We start from the raw sequence: 20,697 nt of genomic DNA on the forward strand, positions 1-20,697 counted from the left end.
GTTATTTTTAAATCTGGTCTAGGTTCGTTGCTAGCCCGCTAGCAATTAGCAATTGCACTGCCTCTGCGGGGTTAAATTCTACTTGCTTGCTTTCGGCCAAGGTTATGGCTTCGTTGAGTGCTTGTCCAATGGTTTTGTTTTGCATTAATTGTTGCAAAAAACGGTGTTGCGGCAAGCTAAGTAAGTAGCTGTTTATACTGTACTGCGGGCGAACAATTAATACGCTTTCGGCAACCTGTTGGTCGAGTTGCTCTGGTGGGGTGGGGTGTTCCAGTGCGTGTTGCCAGAGGCTGTAAATAGCGTAGGGGGCATCTATTAGTGCGGCGCTTGGGTGTGGGGTTATTACGCTATTGCTCAGGGCGTCTATGTCTAGCCCTGCGAAAAAGGCGGGTGCGAGCGATTCTACGTCTTTTGCGTAGTAGGCTTGGTGGTGCGCAAACTCAAGTTCTGCTAAGTGTGATAAATAAGGTAGCTGCTGTGTGGGTGGGTAGTTTGCAATATGGTTATCAAAGCCCGCGCCGTAAGTTAGCATAATTGCATTTTGCGGCGGGTGGCTTTCTATAAATTGTTTGGCTGTATGCTTGAAGAGCGTAGCGCCAATAATGTTTTTTGTTGCTGGGTAAGTGTTTGCCAGCACTTCTATCAGGCTGCTAAATATATTATTGCGGTAGATGCTAAGTCTCGCTGCTTGCTCGCGCGGGGTGTATTTTTTTAAATTGGGTGGCGAGCTTGATAGTTTTCCTTTGAGTACTCGCTCGCAAAATTCAAATTGGAATTTATTTAGCGTCATAGGTTGCCTCGCTGCTACTTTGTTGTAGCGCGTACTGCATGGCTTTGTTGGCCTTTTTACTTTCTTTTACTAATATCTCTAAGCTCGGAATGTTGGTGTCCCACTCTACAAGCGTCGGAAACGCGCGGTTATTGATGCGAATAAAGTGTTGGTATAAAGCCCATACCTGTGGGCTTACTTCGCTGCTGTGATCATCTATGCGTATTTCTTTAAATTCCGTTAGCGGTACAACGCTGTGGCCGGCTAGGTGAACTTCTCCCACAGGGTCGGCAGGCAGATTATTTAAATATTCATACGGGTCGAAAGTGTTGTTGCTAGCAGATACAAAAATATTGTTTATATCTAGCAGTAAGCCGCAGCTGGTTTGCTTCACTATTGCGCTTAAAAATTCTGGCTCTGAAAAGTCTTGGTGTTCAAAGTCTATGTAGGTTGAAGGGTTTTCTACGAGTATTGTGCGGTTTAGTGTGGCTTGCACTTTATCAATATTCTCGCAGATTACCGACAGTGCTTCGTTAGTGTAAGGCAGTGGAAGCAGGTCGTTAAGGTGTGTCGACTGGTGCTCGCTCCAAGCGATATGCTCAGAAACTTGAATTGGCTGGTAGGTGTCTACCAGTTTTTTTAAATTTTGCAGGTGAGAGTTGCTAACGCCGTTTACGCTACCTAATGACATGCCTACGCCATGCATCGATATGGGGTAGTGCTGGCTAATTTCGCGCAGATATTTATGATCGAGGCCGCCACTGCTCATGTAGTTTTCTGGGTGGATTTCCAGCCAGCCGACATCGGGCAGTGTGGTTAGAATACCTTGGTAGTGTTGCGCCTTTAAGCTGATGCCATTTTTAAGTGGAAGGTTGGGCATAGGAGTTATTCGCTTGGGGCGGTACGCCTACAGTGGCTGTACCGCTCTTGTCTTTACTTTTATTTCGCTTCTGCTTTTTTCTCTTGAGGCTTGAGGTTGCCGCCAGCAATTTTTTCGCAGCTGCCTTGGGGTAGGTAAATCCATGCGTCGTGAATATTGTCTTGCTTGGCAGAGCCTGCACAGCTGGTGCCTTGGCTCTTAATGGCGCAATCGTTTTTACCTGCTTTAACAATGCCGTAGCACTTTTCCATGGCGGGTTTAGCGGCAAGTGCTGAGTTGGATGTGGCCATAAGTACGCCCGCAGCAAGTGCGCTGGAAATAGCAATTGATTTTGACATTTTGTTCATAATTGTAATCCTGCCTGAGTAATAGTTAGCTTTTTGATGCAGTGATTTACCACTGTCGTAAGCTCGGACTAAATGCTGTTTGCATAGTTCCCAGCGCATTGTATGTGTTTGTGGGGAAAGGTGCTAATAGGAAGGGTAACTTTTTGATTTTAAAGGGGTTTGCTTTGCAGTCCGAATAAGCTGCTGCACCGTACATGCGGGGGTGAAAGCGGTGCGAGCGCTATTGGCTCGCACCGTTATGATGTTAAAGGTTTTTATTTGCTTCGGTAAATTTTTTCACTAGGGTCTGTGTGGATGAGTCCCAGTCGCTAGGAATATCTGTGGTATCTATAGCGGTAGCTACGTGAGTGCCAAGTAATTTGCCTAGCTCCACGCCCCATTGGTCAAAGGAGTTGATGTTCCACAGTACGCCTAAGGTGTATACCTTGTGCTCGTAAGCGGCGATTAATGCGCCCAATGTTTCCGGTGTGAGCTTGTCCATAAGAATAGTGTTGCTTGGGCGGTTACCTGGGTGAACCTTGTGCGGTGCCAGCTCTGCGATTTGCTCATCGCTCATGCCCTGCGCGCGCATTTCTGCTTCACTGGTAGCTTGATCGCGGCCAGTCATAAGGGCTTGGCTTTGCGCAACGCAGTTGGCAAATAAAAACTTATGCTGGTGGTCTAGTGGGTGGTGCGCTTGCAAGGTAGCAATAAAATCAATTGGCACCATGGTTGTACCTTGGTGCAGTAACTGGTGGAAGGAGTGCTGACCGTTAGTGCCCTCGGTGCCCCATACAATAGAGCCTGTTTGGTAGTCTACGCGCTCGCCGCTTTTGGTTACGCTTTTGCCGTTGCTTTCCATTTCTAGCTGTTGAAGGTACGCAGGCAGTAGTTGCAGGTGGTACGCATAGGGCAAAATAGCTTGGGTGTCGGTGCCTAAACAGCTGCTATACCAGAACATAAGCAAGCCCATTAGCGCGGGGATATTGCGCTCGAGCGGGGCTTCGGCAAAATGATCGTCCATTGCGGCAGCGCCAGCGCGCAACTTGTTGAAGTTGTCCATGCCGATAGCAAACGCAATGGGCATACCTATTGCGGACCAAAGTGAATAGCGTCCGCCCACCCAGTCCCAAATGGGGTACACGTTTTCTGCGGCAATACCAAACTCAACGGCTTTTTCAACTTTGGACGAAATGGCAACAAAGTGTTTGGCTAGTTGGTCTTGTGCGCAGCCGTTATCTAGCATCCACTTACGCGCGGTAAGGGAGTTCTCTAGTGTTTCAAGGGTGCTGAACGATTTGGAGGCCACAAGAAATAGCGTGGTAGACGGGTTCAAGCCACGAGTTAGGTCGTGAATTTCTGCACCGTCGATGTTGGCCACAAAATGCACCTTTACGTCACCTGTGTGAAAGGGGGTGAGAGCCTTGGTGATCATGCGCGGGCCTAGGTCAGACCCACCAATGCCAATGTTTACAACATCTGTTATTTTTTCGCCTTTATAGCCTTTCCACTCGCCACTGTGCACGCTTTTAATAAGTTTGGCCATTTTGTCTAAAGTGGCTTTTACTTCTTGGTGTTCTGCTGTTTGCGGTTTGCCCTGAAAGCGCAATGCGGAGTGCAGTGCTGGGCGATCTTCGGTGTTGTTTACGTGGTCGCCGCGCAAAAGCTTTTTTATGGCTGCTTTAAGGTTGGCTTGGTCGGCAACGCCCATTAAAAGTTGTAGGGTTTCGTCGTCGATATGGTTTTTTGAAAAGTCTAGCTCTAAGCCGGCGGCGCCAACCGAGTAGCGCGCAGCGCGATTACGGTCTGCGTCGAATGCGTCCTTTAGTGTACGCTTTTGCCACGCCTGTGCGTGGGCCTGTACTTTATCCCAGTCGCTATATAGGTCTGCTAATGTTTTTGCTTGCATGTGAGTCTCACTTTAAATTCGGAGCGGTGCATGTACGTAATGGGAGTTCAGCGTCGCATGGGTTGGGGTATGCGAGTAACTCATGTATGGGGGTGGGTTCCCCTGAGAAGGGCGCACGCTTGTGGCGGCACCCTTATATGGCTGCGCTAATGGTTGCGTTTTATGGCGAAATCCGCCAAATCTTCCATTGCGGAGCGGAATTCCGTTTCTGGTAGCAGCGCTATGGCCTGCTTTGCCCTGTTTATATGGTCTTGCGCGCATTGCTGGGTGTATTCCAGTCCGCCGCGACGCTGCACGATATCAACGATTTGTTGCAGTTTGTCTAAGCTGCTGTTGATAATCGCTTGTTTCACTAATTCGGCTTCTTCTGCGGAGCCGTTATTAATGGTGTAAATCAAAGGAAGGGTCGGTTTACCTTCGGCGAGATCATCGCCAACGTTTTTACCTAGTTCCTCTGCGTCACCCTGATAGTCTAATACATCGTCTACTAGCTGGAAGGCCACGCCTAGGTGGTAGCCATAGCTGCGCACGGCTTTACATGTGGCGGCGTCTGCGCCGGCTAGGATTGCTGCTGTTTCACAGGCGGCTTCAAACAGTGCCGCCGTCTTTTTGTGAATAACCGTCATGTAATTTTGTTCAGTTACTTCGGGGTTGCGCGCGTTAACAAGCTGCTGCACTTCACCTTCAGATATAACATTTGTGGTATTGGCGAGTTCTTTCATTATGCCCATTTCGCCAATTTCAACCATCATTTGGAAGGCGCGCGAGTAGAGGAAGTCGCCCACTAACACGCTGGGCGCATTGCCCCAGTTGGCGTTGGCTGTGGGTCTTCCGCGGCGCAGGGCCGACACGTCCACCACGTCGTCGTGAAGTAGGGTGGCCGTGTGAATAAATTCAATTATGGCTGAAAGCGAGAGGTGCTGGTTGCCGTTATAGCCCAGTGCCCGTGCGGTAAGTAGCACGAGTAGGGGGCGCAGGCGTTTACCGCCGGCATCCACAATATAGTGGCCAATATTTTCTACGAGTCCAACGTCGGAGTGCAGTTGGTTAACGATTAGAGTGTTAACCTCGGCGAAATCCTCTTGAACCACCTTATAAAAAGACTGCATATCTCGAGCCTGTGAGCAGGTTAGTGGCCAGTTTTATTGCTTTTAAGGGCCAGATTCTACTGTAAATCGGGCGCATTTGGCTTGCTGGCTTTAACAGGAGGTGTGGATGCTAGGCAGCTGCGCCCAGACTGTCAAGTGCAAAGCCTACAATATGAACGCAGGCTGCGCCGTGCATGGGGTGCGTTTGTTTGCGTTTGGCTGGTTTTTATCGTAGAATGCGCGCCCCCGAGAATAGCTCCGTTATTCCGGTTTGTATAAACGACGCAAGCTCTGCGATAGTTGCCATAGGGGTAGCTATTTGAAAGCAAGCATTAAGCGCTTTGGCGGTGTGTGTTGCTGCTTCGTGTCGTCCAATTTAGCTTAACTGTTATTAGCAGAATAAGCCCAAATAGCTGTTGGAGCATTTATATGTACGCAGTTTTTATTGCCGGTGGTAAACAGCACCGTGTAGAAGAAGGCGAAGTTTTACGTCTTGAAAAAATTGAAGTGGCGACCGGTGAGTCTGTCGATTTCGATCAAGTGCTATTAGTAACTAAAGGCGACGACGTTAAAATCGGCGCTCCTTATGTTGAAGGCGCTAAAGTGACTGCAGAAGTGGTTAGTCATGGCCGTGCAGACAAGGTTCGTATTATCAAGTTCCGTCGTCGTAAGCACTCTATGACCCGTCAAGGTCACCGTCAGTGGTATACCGAAGTTAAAATCACCGGTATCGCTGGTTAATAGTTAACGAGGAGAATAGATCATGGCTCACAAGAAGGCAGGTGGTAGTACTCGTAACGGTCGCGATTCCGAAAGTAAACGCTTAGGTGTTAAGCGTTTCGGTGGCGAAACTGTGACCGCGGGTAGCATTATTGTTCGTCAGCGTGGCACACGCGTTCACCCAGGTGAAAATGTTGGTTTAGGCAAAGATCACACTTTGTTTGCCAAGGTTGAGGGTGCCGTTAAGTTTGAAGTTAAAGGACCAAACAATCGTAAATATGTAAGCATTGTTGCTGCATAATTTTTAGATTGCTTTAGTTTCAAGAAAGCCCTGTTGCCTCGGTAGCAGGGCTTTTCTTTTATGGGAAAATGCAAGGTGGTTGTTAGGCCCTTTGAATACTATTTGTAGCAGATGGTATTCACAGGTCCTAAGGCGCTGGATTAGGTAAAATAGAGGGAGTAGAGTTCGCTAAGAACTTGCTGCCTAGGTAAATAAAATGAAGTTTGTAGACGAAGCTCCAATATTTGTACATGCGGGCAAGGGCGGAAACGGCTGTATGAGTTTTCGCCGCGAGAAATTCATCGAAAAGGGTGGCCCAGATGGCGGCGACGGCGGTGATGGCGGCAGTGTGTACCTAGAAGCGGATGAAAATTTAAATACGTTGGTGGATTATCGCTATCAGCGCAGCTTTCGCGCGCAGTCGGGCGAGGGTGGTCGCGGTCGCAATTGTACTGGTGCCAAGGGCGAGGATTTGATTTTGCCGGTGCCTGTAGGTACATCAGTTATCGATATGGAAACCGAAGAAGTCATTGGCGATTTAACCAAAGCTGGCGATCGGTTGCTTGTGGCTCAGGGCGGTTTTCATGGTTTGGGTAACGCGCGCTTTAAGTCCAGCGTTAACCGCGCGCCGCGTCAAACCAAGCCTGGCAGCGAGGGTGAAGATCGACAAATTAAGCTAGAGCTTAAGGTGCTGGCTGATGTAGGTATGTTGGGTTTGCCAAACGCTGGCAAGTCGACGTTTATCCGTTCTGTTTCGTCAGCCGAGCCCAAAGTGGCTGATTACCCCTTTACCACGCTTGTGCCAAGTTTGGGTGTGGTAAAAGTGCAAACCCATCGCAGCTTTGTGGTTGCCGATATTCCAGGGTTGATTGAAGGGGCATCCGACGGTGCAGGCCTTGGAATACGCTTTTTGAAGCATTTGACCCGCTGCAGAATTTTGATTCACTTGGTCGATGTAAACCCTATTGACGAATCTAGCCCGGTTGAAAGTGCGCGTGCGATTGTTGATGAGATTAATAAGTTCAGCCCCACTCTTGCGCAGCGCGAGCGTTGGTTGGTGTTGAATAAGTGCGACACTCTATCGGAAGATGAGGTGGCGGAAGTGGAAAGGCAGATTCGCGAAGCGTTAAATTGGGTGGGCCCAATTTATAAAATTGCTGCCATTTCTAATACCGGTACCGCGCAGTTGTGTGAAAAGTTGTTGGGGCACCTTGAGGTGTTGTGGCAAAAAGAGCGCGATAACGAAGAATTGGCCGAGCAGGAGCACGAAGTGCAGTTGCAAATGCAGCAAGAGGCGCGCGAGCGTATCGCGTTGTTGCAGCAGCGTCATCGTGCGGCAAAAGCTGCCGCCAAGGGCCGGGCGTTGGATAATGACGACGATGATGAAGATGATGATCACGAAATGGAAATCCATTACGTTCCCTAATTAGAGTGGCCCATGAGCAAAAGACAGTTAGTTAAGCAGAGTCGTCGTTGGGTAATAAAAATAGGTAGTGCGCTATTAACCAATAACGGACGTGGTTTAGATCGCGAAGAAATGGCTGTGTGGGTAAAGCAGATGGCTGCTTTATCCAAGCGAGGCTATGAGGTGGTGTTGGTGTCTTCCGGTGCGGTTGCGGCGGGTATGACGCGCTTGGGGTGGGCCGAGCGGCCAAAGGCGCTGCACGAGCTTCAGGCTGCCGCTGCGGTGGGGCAGTCCAGTTTAATTCAGGCCTACGAGCAAGAGTTTCAAAAATACAGCATTAAAACTGCGCAAATCCTGTTGGATCACGATGATTTATCTAATCGTCAGCGCTACCTTAATGCGCGCTCCACGCTGCGCACACTCACTAAGTTGGGCGTGATTCCTATTGTTAACGAAAACGATACGGTGGTAACCGACGAAATTCGCTTTGGGGATAACGATACCTTGGGTGCGTTGGTGGCCAATCTTATCGAGGCTGACACTCTGTGCATTCTCACCGATCAAAAAGCGATGTTCGATAGCGACCCCAGGCAAAATGCGCTGGCTAAAATGCTTATTGAGCGTTCGGCGTTCGACCCAGGGTTGGATGCGATGGCGGGTGATGGCGGTGCGCTTGGTCGCGGCGGCATGATCAGCAAGGTGCGCGCGGCGCGTTTGGCTGCTCGTTCTGGGGCGAATACTATTGTTGTGGGCGGTAAGGTTTTTGATGTTATTCCGCGGGTGGCGAGCGGCGAAATTTTAGGAACGTTACTGTATTCCGAGTCGCAGCCTATTGCTGCGCGCAAGCGCTGGCTGGCGGGTAATATGCAGCCCCGAGGGCGTTTAACCCTAGACGACGGTGCGGTGAAAGTGTTGCGCGAGCAGGGTAAGAGTTTATTGCCTGTTGGTGTGCGCGCCGTAGAAGGGTATTTTACTCGCGGCGAGCTAGTTTTGTGTGAAGATACTGCTGGCCGCGAAATTGCGCGTGGCTTAGTGAATTACAGTAGCGATGAAACAAATAAAATTAAAGGTGCTTCCAGCTCGCGTATAGATTCGCTGCTTGGCTACAAAGATTACGACGAGCTTATCCATCGCGATAACCTGGTATTGGTTTAACCTTCCGTTTGAGCAAATTCTATGTCTGTTATTAAAGCGCATATTCGAGCTATGTCGGCTTACAAGCCGCCGTTGGATGGTCGTAATCCCGACACCAATGTGTTGTTAGATTTTAATGAGCGCACTTTGCCTGTAAGTGAAAAAGTGCAGCGTGCGCTTATTGATTACATACAGAGTGGCCGTCTGCAAATGTACCCTGCCTACGGTAATATTGTTGAGTTGATAGCGAATTACGCTGGCGTAGGTGTCGATCAGTTGATGATTACCAATGGTTCCGATCAGGGAATAGAGTTGGTGTTTCGTTCGGTGTGCGGTGCGGGCGATAAGGTTGTTATTCCTGGGCCTAGTTTCGCCATGTACAGTCAGTGCGCAAAAATAGAAAATTGCTCAATTGTTTCGCCTCAATATACGCGCGAGCACGGTTTTCCGCTGCAGGAAGTGTTGGATGCAATAGAGCCTGATGTAAAGGTGGTGGTGGTGTCTAACCCCAACAACCCTTGTGGTACCTTGTTGGCGCGCGACGGTGTAGAGGCCATTCTGAAGGCCGCATCTACTCATGGTAATAACGCTGCTGTGTTGGTGGATGAGTGTTACTTTGAATATACGCAGGCGACCGTTGCCGATTTGGTGGCGGCCTATCCAAATTTAATTATTACCCGTACTTTTTCTAAAACGTGGGGCATTCCTTCGCTGCGCTTTGGCTACATTATTTCCTGTGCCGAGAATATTAATGCGCTTTTGAATGTGCGTGGACCTTACGATATTAACCAGCTTGCTGTGGTGGCTGTGCGTGCCGCGTTGGAAAATTTTTCGGATGTTTCCAGCTATATCGACGAGGTTATGCTGCGCTCTAAGCCGGTATTGGAGGCGTTTTTGGATGAGCAGGGGATAGAGTATTGGCCTAGCTCCACTAACTATATTTGGACTTTTCCTGTTGGGCCTGAGGCGGTTGAGCTGGCGCTGCGGGCTGCGGGCATTCTGGTGCGGCCTAAGGCGGATGCTGATGGGCGTTTGGGTTTACGCATTACCTTGGGTACGCTCGAGCAAACCAAGAAAGCTATTGAGGTATTGCGGGTGGCTACAGCTTCGTAGGGTGAGGTTTTGCTGTTAGCTTAATTGGCCTGAGCTGTTAAGTGAAAAAAGCGATCAGACACAAAAAAGCCGACTTTCGTCGGCTTTTTTGTGTCTGATCGCTTTGCTTCTACAGTGTGTAGGGCAAGTAATCTAGCTGCTTGCGTTATTAAGCGCTAAGAGCTTTGATTTTTGCGTTCAAACGGCTCTTATGGCGAGCTGCTTTGTTCTTGTGGATGATGCCTTTGTCGGCAACACGATCAAGAACAGGTATAGCTACGGCGTATGCCGCTTTAGCTGTTTCTGCGTCGCCTGCTTCAATCGCCGCAACCACTTTTTTAAGATAAGTGCGAACCATGGAGCGCAGGCTAGCATTGTGAGCGCGTGCCTTATCGTTTTGACGGGCGCGTTTTTTTGCTTGAGGTGAGTTTGCCACCGCGTTGCTCCTATAAATAATAGAATTCTGTTTAATGTGTCGGCTAGATAGCCGGATTCAAGGACGCGGTATTATCCTTGTTTGAGTTTTAAAGTCAATAGAGTGTTGCTAAATAAGCCAATTAAGCAGCTTTAAGTGTTTGCAGAGGGGATTTCTAGCTAAATAACCGAACAAAAAGGTGAACTTGATCGGTTTTTCGCCATGTTGGCGCGTTATTCTTCTTGATGGTGGCCAATATAAATATAATAATACAAATATGGTGTGTTTAAGTGGACCAGCCCAATAAGCAAAATAAAGGGCGCTGCTATATGCACCTGTAAAAGCTAACCGTTGGTTAAGCTTTAGTTTCACTTAGTCAAATACTTGAAGTGTGTACTCCAAAGCGATTGCTAGCGGGTTGCGCTGCTTGTCTCATGTATTTTTATAAAAATAACACTTCGCCGAGTAAGCCAAGGTTTGCTCAGGAGACGATATATGAACCTTTGTCGAAAACTCTATCAACTAGCTACAACAGTAGTACTTCTATGTATGTGCGCATTTGCCAATGCCCAGTTATCTAATGGCGTGTACTCCATTACTTCTAAGTTAAGTGGTAAGCCTATAGAAATAACGGGGGCGTCTACGGCGGCTGGCGCAAATGTAATTCAGTGGGCGAATAATGGCGGTGATCATCAAAAATGGATTGTCACTCACGAAGGCAATGGCGACTACTCCATAATTAACTTGTTAAGTGGTATGGCGCTGGAGGTGTTTGATTTTTCCACGGCAGATGGCGGCAATGTTGTGCAGTATGATTTTTGGCATGGCGACCCGCAGTTGTGGACTTTAAGCAGCCAGGGCAATGGCTATTATGCCGTGCTAAATAAACACAGCGGCAAAGCGTTAGATTTGTATGGTTTTGATACGTCTAACGGCGCGAATATTGCGCAATGGGCCTTTTGGGGCGGGGACCCGCAGCAGTGGCAATTTACCAAAATCGCCAATGTAGGTGCGCCGCCAGTAGATACATCTACCACCAACGGTGCAACCAACCACTGGTCCTTAACCGGTAATCTAGTGACTCACGACCCCACAATGGCCTACGAAAACGGCTCATGGTGGTTGTATCAAACCGGCGAGGGAATTTACGGTAAGTATTCAGCCAATGGTTTGGCGTGGGATGGCTTACCTTCTGTGTTTCCCAATGGTTTAAGTTGGTGGAAGACCTATGTACCCGGCCAGTCGAACAACGATGTATGGGCGCCTGATGTACGCACTTATAATGGGCGGGTTTATTTGTACTATTCCATCTCTACTTTTGGCTCGCGTGTATCTGCCATTGGTTTGGCGTCGGCATCGAGTTTGGCTGCGAGTGATTGGCAGGACCACGGCTTAGTAATTAATACCACCTCATCTAGCGATTGGAATGCGATCGACCCAGATTTAGTGGTCGATGAGCATGGCAACCCTTGGTTAACAATGGGAAGTTGGAACAGCGGTATTAAAGTGATGCGCTTGAACCCCATTACCATGAAGCCAATTGGCACACTTTATTCTATTGCGCAAAAGGGCGGCGGTATTGAAGCGCCTTCTATTGTGTATCGCCGTGGGTATTACTATTTATTTGTTTCTATCGGCAAATGCTGTGCGGGCGTAGATAGCACCTATCAAATTGCTTACGGGCGCTCTACAAGTATTACCGGCCCTTATTTGGATAAGAACGGCAACGATATGATGAGTGGTGGTGGCAGTATTTTAGATGCGGGCAACAACGTGTGGGTTGGCCCTGGTGGGCAAGATATTATTAACACCGATGTCATTGTGCGCCACGCGTACGATGCCACAGATGCAGGCACACCTAAGATGATTATTAGTACCTTGAATTGGGATGCTAATGGATGGCCGAAATACTAGCTAACAGCTAACAGCTAACAGCTAACAGCTAACAGCTAACAGCTAACAGCTAACAGCGTTCAGCCTACGCTGTTAGCTGCCTTTTACGGGTAATTTTATTTCAAAAATAACACCGCTATTGTCTGGAATGTTGTAACCCTGCACTTCGCCGCGGTGAAAATCTACAATAAGACGCACAATGTACAAGCCTAATCCTAGGTGGTGCTGGCGCTCATCTGTTTTATCTCTTACCGATACCATCGAATCAAAAAGCTGACCGTGCATATGGCTAGGCAGGGGTGGGCCATCGTTGCGCACAGTGATCATTATGTGATTATTGTTGCGGTACAGGCCCAGTTCTATTAGCCCTTGCTGCGGGCAGAAGTCGGCCGCGTTATCTACCAGTTTATCGAGCATTTGCACCAGTAATTCACCAGAGCCACGCAAGGTAAAATCTTGGCCATCGTCGCGAATATTTAATTTAAAGTCGACGTGTTTATACACATCTTCGTAGGCGGCTTTTAGGCTGCTAAGCAATTCATTGGCGGGAATATCTTCTATGTCTGCGCCGCTTATTGCTTGCTCTACACGGCTGGCGGCACTCATGGAATTTAAAATGCTAGATAACCGCAGCGTACCTTCGCGCGCGCGCTCGGCGTATACCTTGGCTTCTTTCGAAAGTTTCACATGTTCAAGGTTGTCGAGCGATGAGCGCACAATAGCTAAGGGCGTGCGCAGCTCGTGGGAAAGTTTGCTAGAAAGGGTGCGCAAGTAATGGGTGTATTCACGCAGTCGAGCAAGTAGCTGGCCAAAGCTGCGAGATAAATCGCCCACTTCATCTTTGCTATTTAAAATGGGGAAGTCGTCCGATATTTTTCCGGTTTCGCTCACCGCGTTTACTGCCGCTTGGCTTAAGCGGCCAATACGCATGGATATCCAGCTTGCGTAAATAATTAACGCGAATGCGGCTATAAAGACTGTGCCTAAAGAGTACATAATTAGGCGGTTAAAAGCGCTGTTGGTCATAGTGGCCAGCGAGTCGGCGTTTTGATCGGCAATGACAACGCCCAATGGTTGGGCGTTTTTATCACCGTTGGCCAAAATAGGTACGGCAACGCGCAAAAGGCGTTTGGCGCCTTTTTGATATACGCCTTGTGCAGATGTATTTTGCAGCGCCAAGCTCACTTCGGGCGTTTCAAATTGTCCGCTTGTTTGCACGTTATCTAGCTCTGGTAATTTGTCGTTACCCAAAGCAAGGGTATATAGCCAACTGATTAAACCGTGTTGTTCTTTTAATTTTTTACTGGCCGGTGCATTGAGGTTGCCGGTGCTCGCAAGGCGTTTTACGCCGGAAGACGCAACATGAAGTTGCACGCCGGTGCGGCTAAATATCGCTAGCTCGTTGGCCAAAATCTCAGACGGTGTGATGAGCGGTGCTATTAACGCGGTTTGATTGTTTTGACGGTTGCTCAATAATGCTTGTTTGCTGGCGTCGCTTGCTAGTGCTTGGGTTAAGTAAACTTCTATTCCTCCTTTGGCCCACGTAAGTGGTAGCTCTAGTTCAATGTGATAGCCATCTTGCCACTCCAGCCAGTGGCAAATTACTTTGTGCTCGGCCACGGTGCGGTTGTTTTCTATAAGTCGGTCGACAGATGCGCGGCCGGGTACGCTGGTGTATACCAGCAGTGTTTGCTCTTGGCCTAGTTCATTGCGCAGTTTTATACGTAGGTGATCACTTTCAATGGGCGAGCGCTGTGAAGGTGAATAGTATTGTTTGGGGTTGTTGTAGCTGCGCAGAAATAAATACAGTGAGCGCTGGTAGCTACCGGCCACTATTTGGGCTTTTTCGCCACTGGGGGCGGCGAGCCCTTGTCTTGCTAGGCCAGCAGTTACCCATTCATCGTCGTAGCCGTCGGGTACTACGGCAGTGGCCATAGGGTGGGCGTACAGCGGCGTTAAGCCAGCGGGGGTGCCTAACTGTTGCAATTGCATTACAGCGGCTGGGTCGCTACTTAGGCGGGCTGCTGCGGCCATAGCAGTGGCAGTAAGGGCCTCGCTTTGCCCTGTGCGCAGAGTTTGTTCCATTTCTTTTACGTACTGGCAGCCAGCCCAAGGTAGGGTAAGGGTAATTAGGCTTACAAAAAACAGTTGTTTGCGCAGGCGCACGGCTATTACTCGTTGGCTAAAACTATTATTGGTTTAGCCATCTGTAGCCCATGCCGTATGCGGTTTGGATGGCATCAAAATTATCGTCTATCGCTTTAAACTTTTTGCGTACTCGCTTTACGTGGGAGGTGATTGTGTTGTCATCAAGCACTACGTTGGCGGCATCCATTAGCTGCTGACGGTTTTTTACATGGCCGGGGTGCAGGGCAAGCGCGTGCACAATCCACAATTCGGTAATGGTTAAATCTACCGCAATGTCATTCCAGTGGGCGGTCATTCTGTCCATGTTCATGGTGAGTGAGCCGCGTTGAATGTTTGTCTCTTTGGCCAGTGGTTTTTGCAGCGCGTCTATGCGGCGAAATAGCGTAGTAATACGTGCAAGCATGTGCACTTGGCTTATGTCTTTGGTGAGGTAATCATCGGCGCCAAGACGCAAACCAGACACTACATCGAATTCGCTGTCGCGGGCGGTGAGAAAAATTATAGGGAGTTCCGGTGCGCGGCTGCGCAAGTCGCGGCATAGGTCAAAGCCGCCTTCGATTTCTTCGCCTAAGCCAACGTCAATAATGGCTAGGTCGGGCAGGCGGGCCGCAAAGGCTTCGGTTGCCTCGGGGCGCGTGCGGTAATGGGTAACTTTATAGCCCTGACGTCGCAGTGCGTCGCAGTAGTTTTGGGCAATGGCTTCTTCGTCTTCAACAATAACAATATGACGGGGCATAGCTCTACTCGGTAACTAAGCCCCTGTCGCAAGCAACAGGGGCACACGGAAAGATTAATCCGCTTTGTAACCTTTAAAGCCATAGAATGCAATGTAGGCATAGCAAACAATTGGCAATAGGTAAGACAACTGAATGCCAACGCTATCGGCTAATACGCCTTGTGCTAGAGGTATAAATGCGCCGCCCACAATGGCCACACACAAAATGCCCGAACCTTCACTTGTCGCCGCGCCTAAACGGTTAAGAGCAAGACTAAAGATAGTTGGGAACATAATGGAGTTAAACAAGCCTATTGCGATAACCGAGTACATCGCAACTTTGCCAGATGTGAATGACGTACTGAACAGCAAAGCCACAACGACTATTGCGCAGATGGTAAGCAGTTTTTGCGGTGCTACGGATGTCATTAAAAATGCACCAACAAAGCGGCCAACCATTGCGCCACCCCAGAAATACATTAGCAGTGCGGATGCGTGTTCTTCATCAAGCCCAGCAACATTTGGGTCGGCCAATAGGTTGATTAACCAGCTGCCGATAGACACTTCGCCACCCACATACATGAAAATACCAACAGCGCCCAAAATAAGGTGTTTGTATTCCCATGCTTTTTTGTATTGCCCGCCTGGAGCTAGCTCAGCATCCACAATTTTTGGCAATTTCATAAAACGGAAGAATACAGCAAGGCCGACTAAGCTTAGGCCCATAAACACATAAGGCATTTTCACTGCATCAGCTTTGGACTTGTAATAGGCCGTTACCGCTTCTGCATCCATGGTGGCAAGTTCTGTTGCGCCGTAAGTTACGCCGCCCAAAATTAACAAACCACCTACTTTAGGGCCAATGGTAGTACCCAAAGAGTTAAACGCTTGGGTGAGTGTTAATCGTTGCGATGCGCCAGAGGGTGAGCCTAAACGGGTAACGTATGGGTTGGCTGAAACTTGCAAAATGGTGATACCACTTGCGAGTACAAACAGTGCACCTAAGAAAATAGCGTAAACGCTTAATTCTGCAGCGGGGAAAAACATAAAGCAGCCAAGGCCAGCAATAATTAAACCCAGCACGGCGCCGTTTTGATAACCGATGCGTTTCACAATCATGCTGGCGGGAATGGACATAATGCCGTAGGCGCCAAAAAAGCAAAATTGGATCAAACTTGCTTGGGTATAACTTAAATCAAAATAATTTTTAAGGTGCGGGATAAGAACATCGTTCATTACCGTTAAAAAGCCCCACATAAAAAATAATGACGTAAGGATGATTAACGGTACTGTATGATTTTCTTGTGTTGACTCTGCCATAGGCGTTGTCGGTGCTTCTGATGTGCCTGGAATACTGGCCATGGTGTCCTCTCAGATAATGGTCGTAGCTAAGGTGATTTTTTTATGTAATGTGCTCGCCATTATGGTTTGGCGATGCTTTCCTCGTTTTTTATTGTGTGCCCAAATTTTAAACAATATAAAGCTTGGGGGGCCACATTCTTGCTAGCGCAGCCGGTTTTGTCTAGCACTGATGTACTTTCTTGACGAGATTCTCTGGTTTCTCTAGAGTGGCGCCACAAATTTTCATTGTTTTGTGCTTACGTTCGTTAAATTAATAACGAGAAATAAAGCTTGGAACATGTATTTATCTTATTAATGGAGCGTAATGTTCATGTATCCCTATATCGTTGCAGACATTGGCGGCACTAACGCGCGTTTTGCTTTAGTAACAGGCAAAAAAGGTAATGCGTTTAATTTAGAGCAGATTCAAATATTAAACGGCAGTGAATTCCCGCGTTTGCAGGATGCAATGCAGCATTACATTGATACCCTTGGTGGTGAAAAACCAAAGGCTGCTTGTGTGGCTATTGCCGGCCCCATTGATGGCGATAATGCGCGCATGACCAATTTAAATTGGGAGTTTAGCCAAGCGGCGGTGAAGGCAGAGTTTGGGTTTGATAAATACGATACCCTTAACGACTTTGGCGCATTGGCTGTGGCAACCAGCAGCTTGCAAGCCGATAACTTAATAGAAATTAAAGCCGGCACAATGGACCCAAAAGGCAACAAGGCCATTTTGGGCCCTGGCACTGGTTTAGGAGTGGCAGGTTTGGCGTGTGCAGGCGATAGTTGGTTGCCTATTCCTAGTGAAGGTGGCCACGTAAATGTTGCGCCAGCAACGCAGTTAGAGTGCGAAGTTATTCGCGCAGCTATGGCCGAACACGGGCATGTATCTGCAGAAACGTTTATATCCGGCCCAGGCCTTGTGCGTTTGTATCGTGCATTGGCTACCGTTCGCGGTGAAACGCCAAAAAACTACGAGCCAAAAGATATTACCGCAGGTGCGCTAGATGGCACTGACGACTTGTGCAAAGAAACGTTGGATTTATTTTGCAGCTTTATCGGTTCGCTATCAGGTAATTTGGCACTAACTTACGGCGCAAAAGGCGGGGTGTATTTAGCGGGTGGTGTGTTGCCGCGCTTCATTGATTATTTTAAATCTAGTGATTTTGTTAAGCGCTTTTCTGAAAAGGGTGTAATGAGCCACTATGTGGAAAATATTCCCGTTAATTTAATTAGCTACGAGTACACCGCATTTGTTGGTGCGGCTGCCTGGTTGGATCAACTTTAATTTTTTTATAGTTAAAAATTCGCGTGTTAATAATTTGTTTTTGTGCACTTAATGTTATTAACACGCAACCCTTTTTATACGCTTTCTCCAACTAAACTACTTCAATAGTTGGTTACTTTTATAAAGTTTTGCCTAGCATTTGCTAGGCTTTTTCTTTTAGCCATTCCACCTTATATTTAACTTTGCTGCTTTGTGCTAGTAGTGTTTCTAGCTCGGGTAATAGAGATTCCAGTTCGGCATCTAATTGCCATGGGGCGTTTATAATCGCCATGCCTGACCCTATCATTCCGTCGTTTTCTTCCTTCGTATAAATATGTAATTCGCTGTTTAGTACACTTGCTACATCTAGCTGTGCGAGTTTGCGCTTGATGAAATCGGCGTGATTTTTTTCGCCGGCTAAAATAGGGTACCAAACGGCAAACACACCTGTGCGCCAGCGCGCGGTAGCGGTTTGTAAACTGGTAATGAGTTGGTGGTAGTCACTAGTGAGTTCGTACGACGGGTCGATAAGCGCTAAGCCTCGGGCTGTGCTTGGTGGTGTGAGTGCCGCCAGCCCTTCGAAGCCGTCGCGATGATGAATGCTGAGGCGTGTGTCGCGTTTAAAATGTTGCTTCAGCTTGCCCACTTCGTTGTTGTGCAACTCCATAAGAATGCCGAAATCTTGCTCGCGCAATAAAGCTTGTGCAATGGCTGGCGAGCCTGGGTAGGCTTGTTCGCCTAAGGTATGTTGCTTGCTTAATCTCACGCTTGCCAGCAAGTGCAAATATTCTTTAATCGCGCTGTGAGTAATGCCGGTTTTACTCGCCAATAGCGCATCCACACCCTGTTGGCTCTCTCTAGTTTTTTCCGCTTTTTCGTCATCTAAGGCATACAGCCCTGCGCCTGCGTGTGTGTCTATATAGGTGATGGGAGTGTTCTTAGCGTGCAGTTTTTTTAACAGCAGCATGAGCGTGCAATGTTTATGTACGTCGGCAAAATTACCCGCGTGGTAACCGTGTAGGTATGACAACAATGTAGTGGTGCTCCAATATCTTGAATGAGGTAATAAGTTTAATTGTGCTTATCTTGTTCGAATAGCCGCTCTAATTCTTTACGGCCTTCCTGTGCAATTTTTAGTAATTCTGGCATGTCATCTCTGTGTTTGGCCGCGCGTTGAATAAGCTCTTCGTCGTGCATGCGAAATAGTTCTACTTTGAACATTGCTTGGCCGTCATTAACACCTAGGGCCACAAGCGTGCTGCGCGCGGCGTGTAAGCTGCTTTCGAATGTTTCGCGAATTATTTCATTACAGCCTGCAGCAACGAGTTGATAGTTGTGCATACGGTTGTGAGCTCGCGCAATAATTTTTAGTTTGGGAAATTCGTGGCGCACCTGTTGTGCTATACGTGTGGCATCTTCCATATCGTCTACGGCAATAATAAGTACTCGTGCGTGATCAATACCCGCTGCGCGCAGTAGATCCATGCGTGCAGCATCGCCAAAAAATATTTTATTACCGAATTGTTTAACAAAATCAACGTGGGTTGGGTCTTTGTCTAGTGCGGTAAAGTGTATGTTGTTGGCTACCAGTATGCGCCCCACTATTTGGCCGAAACGACCAAACCCTGCAATCACAACTTCTGGTTCTTCACCGGTGGCGGCATCGTAATTGGTGTTGGCAGGTATTGGTTTGTGAATAAAACGCTTAAATAGCATAACCAGTGGGGCGGTGAGTGCCATTGAAATGCCCACCACCATAACCACGTAGTTTGCAAGGCTTTGATCTATAACGTTAAGGCCAACGGCTTTGGTCATTACAACGAATGCGAATTCACCGCCCTGCGACAGCATTAAGCCAAGTAAAAAGCCTTCTTTCCATGTGCAGGCGCGCAGCTGGGTTAGCAGCATAATAACGGTGGCTTTGGCCAACATAAGTGCTAGGGCTAAACCTAAAATAACGAGTGGTTCTTTTAGTAAAAGTTGCAGGTCTAGGCTCATGCCTACAGCAATAAAAAACAAGCCTAGTAGCAAGCCTTTAAACGGTTCTATATCTGCCTCTAGCTGATGGCGAAAACTAGAGTTAGCTAAAATAATGCCCGCTAAGAAGGCGCCCATTCCCATAGATAAATTCACATACTGCATAAGTACCGCGGTGCCCAATACGATTAGCAGCGAACCTGCGGTAAGCACCTCTTTACTGCCGTAACGGGCTACTAACGTAAGAATGGGGCCGAGGGCGAAGCGGCCAATAAGCAACACGGCAATAACGGCACATAACCCCGACCACCAAGGTAGGGCGTGGCCGCTGGTTGACTCAATGCTAGTTGGTGCCCATGCGCTTACGAGTAATAACAGTGGAATAACTGCCATATCTTGCAGCAATAATATAGAAAAGCCCTTGCGGCCCAAGGCGGTACCCATAATCCCTTGTTCATCCATAAGCTGTACGGCAAAAGCGGTGGAAGACAAGCCAAGCGTTAAACCGGTAATAATGGCAAGGTGCCAGCCCCACTGCATACCCACTACTAGGCTAACCGCTATTATTAACGCGCTAATTAATAATTGACCGCCACCTAGCAAGCCAATTTGCACACGCATGTTCCATAGTTTTTCGGGGTTTAGCTCTAAGCCAATAAGAAATAGCAGCATGACGACGCCAAACTCGGCGAAATGTAATGCCGACTCGGGGTGGTCGATAAACTGAAAACCCTGCGGGCCTATAACGGCGCCGGCAAACAGGTAGCCAAGAATAGCCCCTAGGCCCAGTTTGCGGAAAAGAGGTACGGCAACCACTGCCGCGCCCAAATACGCGAGAACGTTAAATATTGTACTGTGGTCCATGAATTAACCTTTGATGGCGCAACGGATGAACAGAGCGTAACACAGCGCCTTGTCCAATGCGTTTTTACTATTTACTAGGCACAAGTCTAAATCGGATTTGCATTGAAAAGTTGTTGATTGATAAGCGTCGGGCGCGGAAGCAGATGTTGCTGTTGCAGACTTGATTGCTTTTTTTGACTTCGCCGCCGGTGCGGCAGCGGGCGCATCGCTCATTTGTTTGAGCATTTTTGAGTCGGCTATACGGCGCAGCTTATAAGCCAGCATGGGGGCGCTTACATTGTCTATATCTGCCTGCAAGTCTTCTAAGCGCTGCTCTATTTTACGCGCAGCAGCGGGGCTAACGTCTTTACCTTGTTCGGCAAGTCGTTGTAACTTTTGAGCGCTTTGTTGTAGAGATGTGTTAATGGCTTGTGCCGTTTGTTGCTCACGCTCAATGGTCATAAATGTTTACTAAAATATGGCAGGTTTGTC

The 20,697-nt window shown here is 48.2% G+C and carries 19 protein-coding genes; 7 read left to right on the forward strand and 12 right to left on the reverse strand.

Translation table 11 applies throughout. The features are described from left to right. Nucleotides 1–7 precede the first annotated feature (7 nt). From SDE_RS05280 to SDE_RS05300, 5 genes are all read right to left on the reverse strand, one after another. A complete protein-coding gene (locus SDE_RS05280) occupies nt 8–790 on the reverse strand; it encodes an HvfC/BufC N-terminal domain-containing protein (RefSeq protein WP_011467485.1) in 783 nt (260 codons plus the stop codon). Then, nucleotides 777–1,649 (reverse strand): MNIO family bufferin maturase, encoded by an 873-nt coding sequence (locus tag SDE_RS05285; protein WP_011467486.1) that lies wholly within the window; start codon nt 1,647–1,649, stop codon nt 777–779. Before SDE_RS05285 ends, SDE_RS05280 begins: the two co-directional genes overlap by 14 nt. 59 nt (nt 1,650–1,708) lie before the next feature. Continuing rightward, the gene (locus SDE_RS05290; RefSeq protein WP_011467487.1) at nt 1,709–1,996 is read right to left on the reverse strand and encodes a BufA1 family periplasmic bufferin-type metallophore; all 288 of its coding nucleotides are present in this window, start codon (nt 1,994–1,996) and stop codon (nt 1,709–1,711) included. Nucleotides 1,997–2,240: 244 nt separating this feature from the next. Continuing rightward, nucleotides 2,241–3,884 (reverse strand): glucose-6-phosphate isomerase, encoded by a 1,644-nt coding sequence (gene pgi, locus SDE_RS05295; RefSeq protein WP_011467488.1) that lies wholly within the window; start codon nt 3,882–3,884, stop codon nt 2,241–2,243. Between the two features lie 146 nt (nt 3,885–4,030). Then, a complete protein-coding gene (locus tag SDE_RS05300) occupies nt 4,031–4,993 on the reverse strand; it encodes a polyprenyl synthetase family protein (protein ID WP_011467489.1) in 963 nt (320 codons plus the stop codon). 408 nt (nt 4,994–5,401) lie between these two features. On the opposite strand from SDE_RS05300, the gene rplU reads away from it, so the two are divergent. From rplU to SDE_RS05325, 5 genes are all read left to right on the forward strand, one after another. After that, nucleotides 5,402–5,713, forward strand: a complete 312-nt coding sequence (gene rplU, locus SDE_RS05305; RefSeq protein ID WP_011467490.1) for a 50S ribosomal protein L21 — start codon at nt 5,402–5,404, stop codon at nt 5,711–5,713. Nucleotides 5,714–5,735: 22 nt separating this feature from the next. Beyond that, a complete protein-coding gene (gene rpmA, locus SDE_RS05310; protein WP_011467491.1) occupies nt 5,736–5,993 on the forward strand; it encodes a 50S ribosomal protein L27 in 258 nt (85 codons plus the stop codon). Between the two features lie 196 nt (nt 5,994–6,189). Beyond that, nucleotides 6,190–7,398, forward strand: a complete 1,209-nt coding sequence (cgtA, locus tag SDE_RS05315) for an Obg family GTPase CgtA (RefSeq protein ID WP_011467492.1) — start codon at nt 6,190–6,192, stop codon at nt 7,396–7,398. Nucleotides 7,399–7,410: 12 nt separating this feature from the next. After that, on the forward strand, nt 7,411–8,532 hold the full coding sequence (gene proB / locus SDE_RS05320; RefSeq protein WP_011467493.1) for a glutamate 5-kinase: 1,122 nt from the start codon (nt 7,411–7,413) through the stop codon (nt 8,530–8,532). A gap of 21 nt (nt 8,533–8,553) precedes the next feature. Further along, nucleotides 8,554–9,624 carry a pyridoxal phosphate-dependent aminotransferase gene (locus SDE_RS05325; protein WP_011467494.1) on the forward strand — a complete coding sequence of 357 codons (1,071 nt, stop codon included), beginning with the start codon at nt 8,554–8,556 and terminating at the stop codon, nt 9,622–9,624. Nucleotides 9,625–9,772: 148 nt separating this feature from the next. Here SDE_RS05325 and rpsT read toward each other — a convergent pair whose 3' ends face one another. Further along, entirely contained in the window at nt 9,773–10,039 is a 267-nt protein-coding gene (gene rpsT, locus SDE_RS05330) for a 30S ribosomal protein S20 (protein WP_011467495.1), read from the reverse strand. Nucleotides 10,040–10,513: 474 nt separating this feature from the next. Here rpsT and SDE_RS05335 point away from each other — a divergent pair, with 474 nt between their 5' ends. Then, nucleotides 10,514–11,932 carry a family 43 glycosylhydrolase gene (locus tag SDE_RS05335; RefSeq protein ID WP_011467496.1) on the forward strand — a complete coding sequence of 473 codons (1,419 nt, stop codon included), beginning with the start codon at nt 10,514–10,516 and terminating at the stop codon, nt 11,930–11,932. 72 nt (nt 11,933–12,004) lie between these two features. Here the strand turns inward: SDE_RS05335 and pdsS are convergent, their stop codons facing one another. The 3 genes from pdsS to SDE_RS05350 are packed head-to-tail and all read right to left on the reverse strand — an operon-like array spanning nt 12,005 to nt 16,136. Continuing rightward, a complete protein-coding gene (gene pdsS / locus SDE_RS05340) occupies nt 12,005–14,077 on the reverse strand; it encodes a proteobacterial dedicated sortase system histidine kinase (protein WP_011467497.1) in 2,073 nt (690 codons plus the stop codon). Between the two features lie 25 nt (nt 14,078–14,102). After that, a complete protein-coding gene (gene pdsR / locus SDE_RS05345) occupies nt 14,103–14,795 on the reverse strand; it encodes a proteobacterial dedicated sortase system response regulator (RefSeq protein WP_011467498.1) in 693 nt (230 codons plus the stop codon). Nucleotides 14,796–14,849: 54 nt separating this feature from the next. After that, nucleotides 14,850–16,136 (reverse strand): sugar MFS transporter, encoded by a 1,287-nt coding sequence (locus tag SDE_RS05350; protein ID WP_011467499.1) that lies wholly within the window; start codon nt 16,134–16,136, stop codon nt 14,850–14,852. 310 nt (nt 16,137–16,446) lie between these two features. Here SDE_RS05350 and glk point away from each other — a divergent pair, with 310 nt between their 5' ends. Beyond that, nucleotides 16,447–17,406, forward strand: coding sequence for a glucokinase (gene glk, locus SDE_RS05355; RefSeq protein ID WP_041324284.1), 960 nt, complete (start codon nt 16,447–16,449; stop codon nt 17,404–17,406). Between the two features lie 142 nt (nt 17,407–17,548). Here glk and SDE_RS05360 read toward each other — a convergent pair whose 3' ends face one another. Genes SDE_RS05360 through SDE_RS05370 form a run of 3 tightly spaced genes read right to left on the reverse strand, consistent with a single transcriptional unit; the run spans nt 17,549 to nt 20,667 of the window. Next, a complete protein-coding gene (locus SDE_RS05360) occupies nt 17,549–18,418 on the reverse strand; it encodes a 23S rRNA (adenine(2030)-N(6))-methyltransferase RlmJ (RefSeq protein WP_011467501.1) in 870 nt (289 codons plus the stop codon). 38 nt (nt 18,419–18,456) lie between these two features. Continuing rightward, complete coding sequence (locus SDE_RS05365) at nt 18,457–20,226, reverse strand: monovalent cation:proton antiporter-2 (CPA2) family protein (protein ID WP_011467502.1); 1,770 nt, start codon at nt 20,224–20,226, stop codon at nt 18,457–18,459. A 3-nt stretch (nt 20,227–20,229) separates the two neighbouring features. Beyond that, nucleotides 20,230–20,667 (reverse strand): hypothetical protein, encoded by a 438-nt coding sequence (locus tag SDE_RS05370; RefSeq protein WP_011467503.1) that lies wholly within the window; start codon nt 20,665–20,667, stop codon nt 20,230–20,232. Nucleotides 20,668–20,697 lie beyond the last annotated feature (30 nt).

The organism is Saccharophagus degradans 2-40 (assembly GCF_000013665.1).
Lineage (GTDB): Bacteria > Pseudomonadota > Gammaproteobacteria > Pseudomonadales > Cellvibrionaceae > Saccharophagus > Saccharophagus degradans.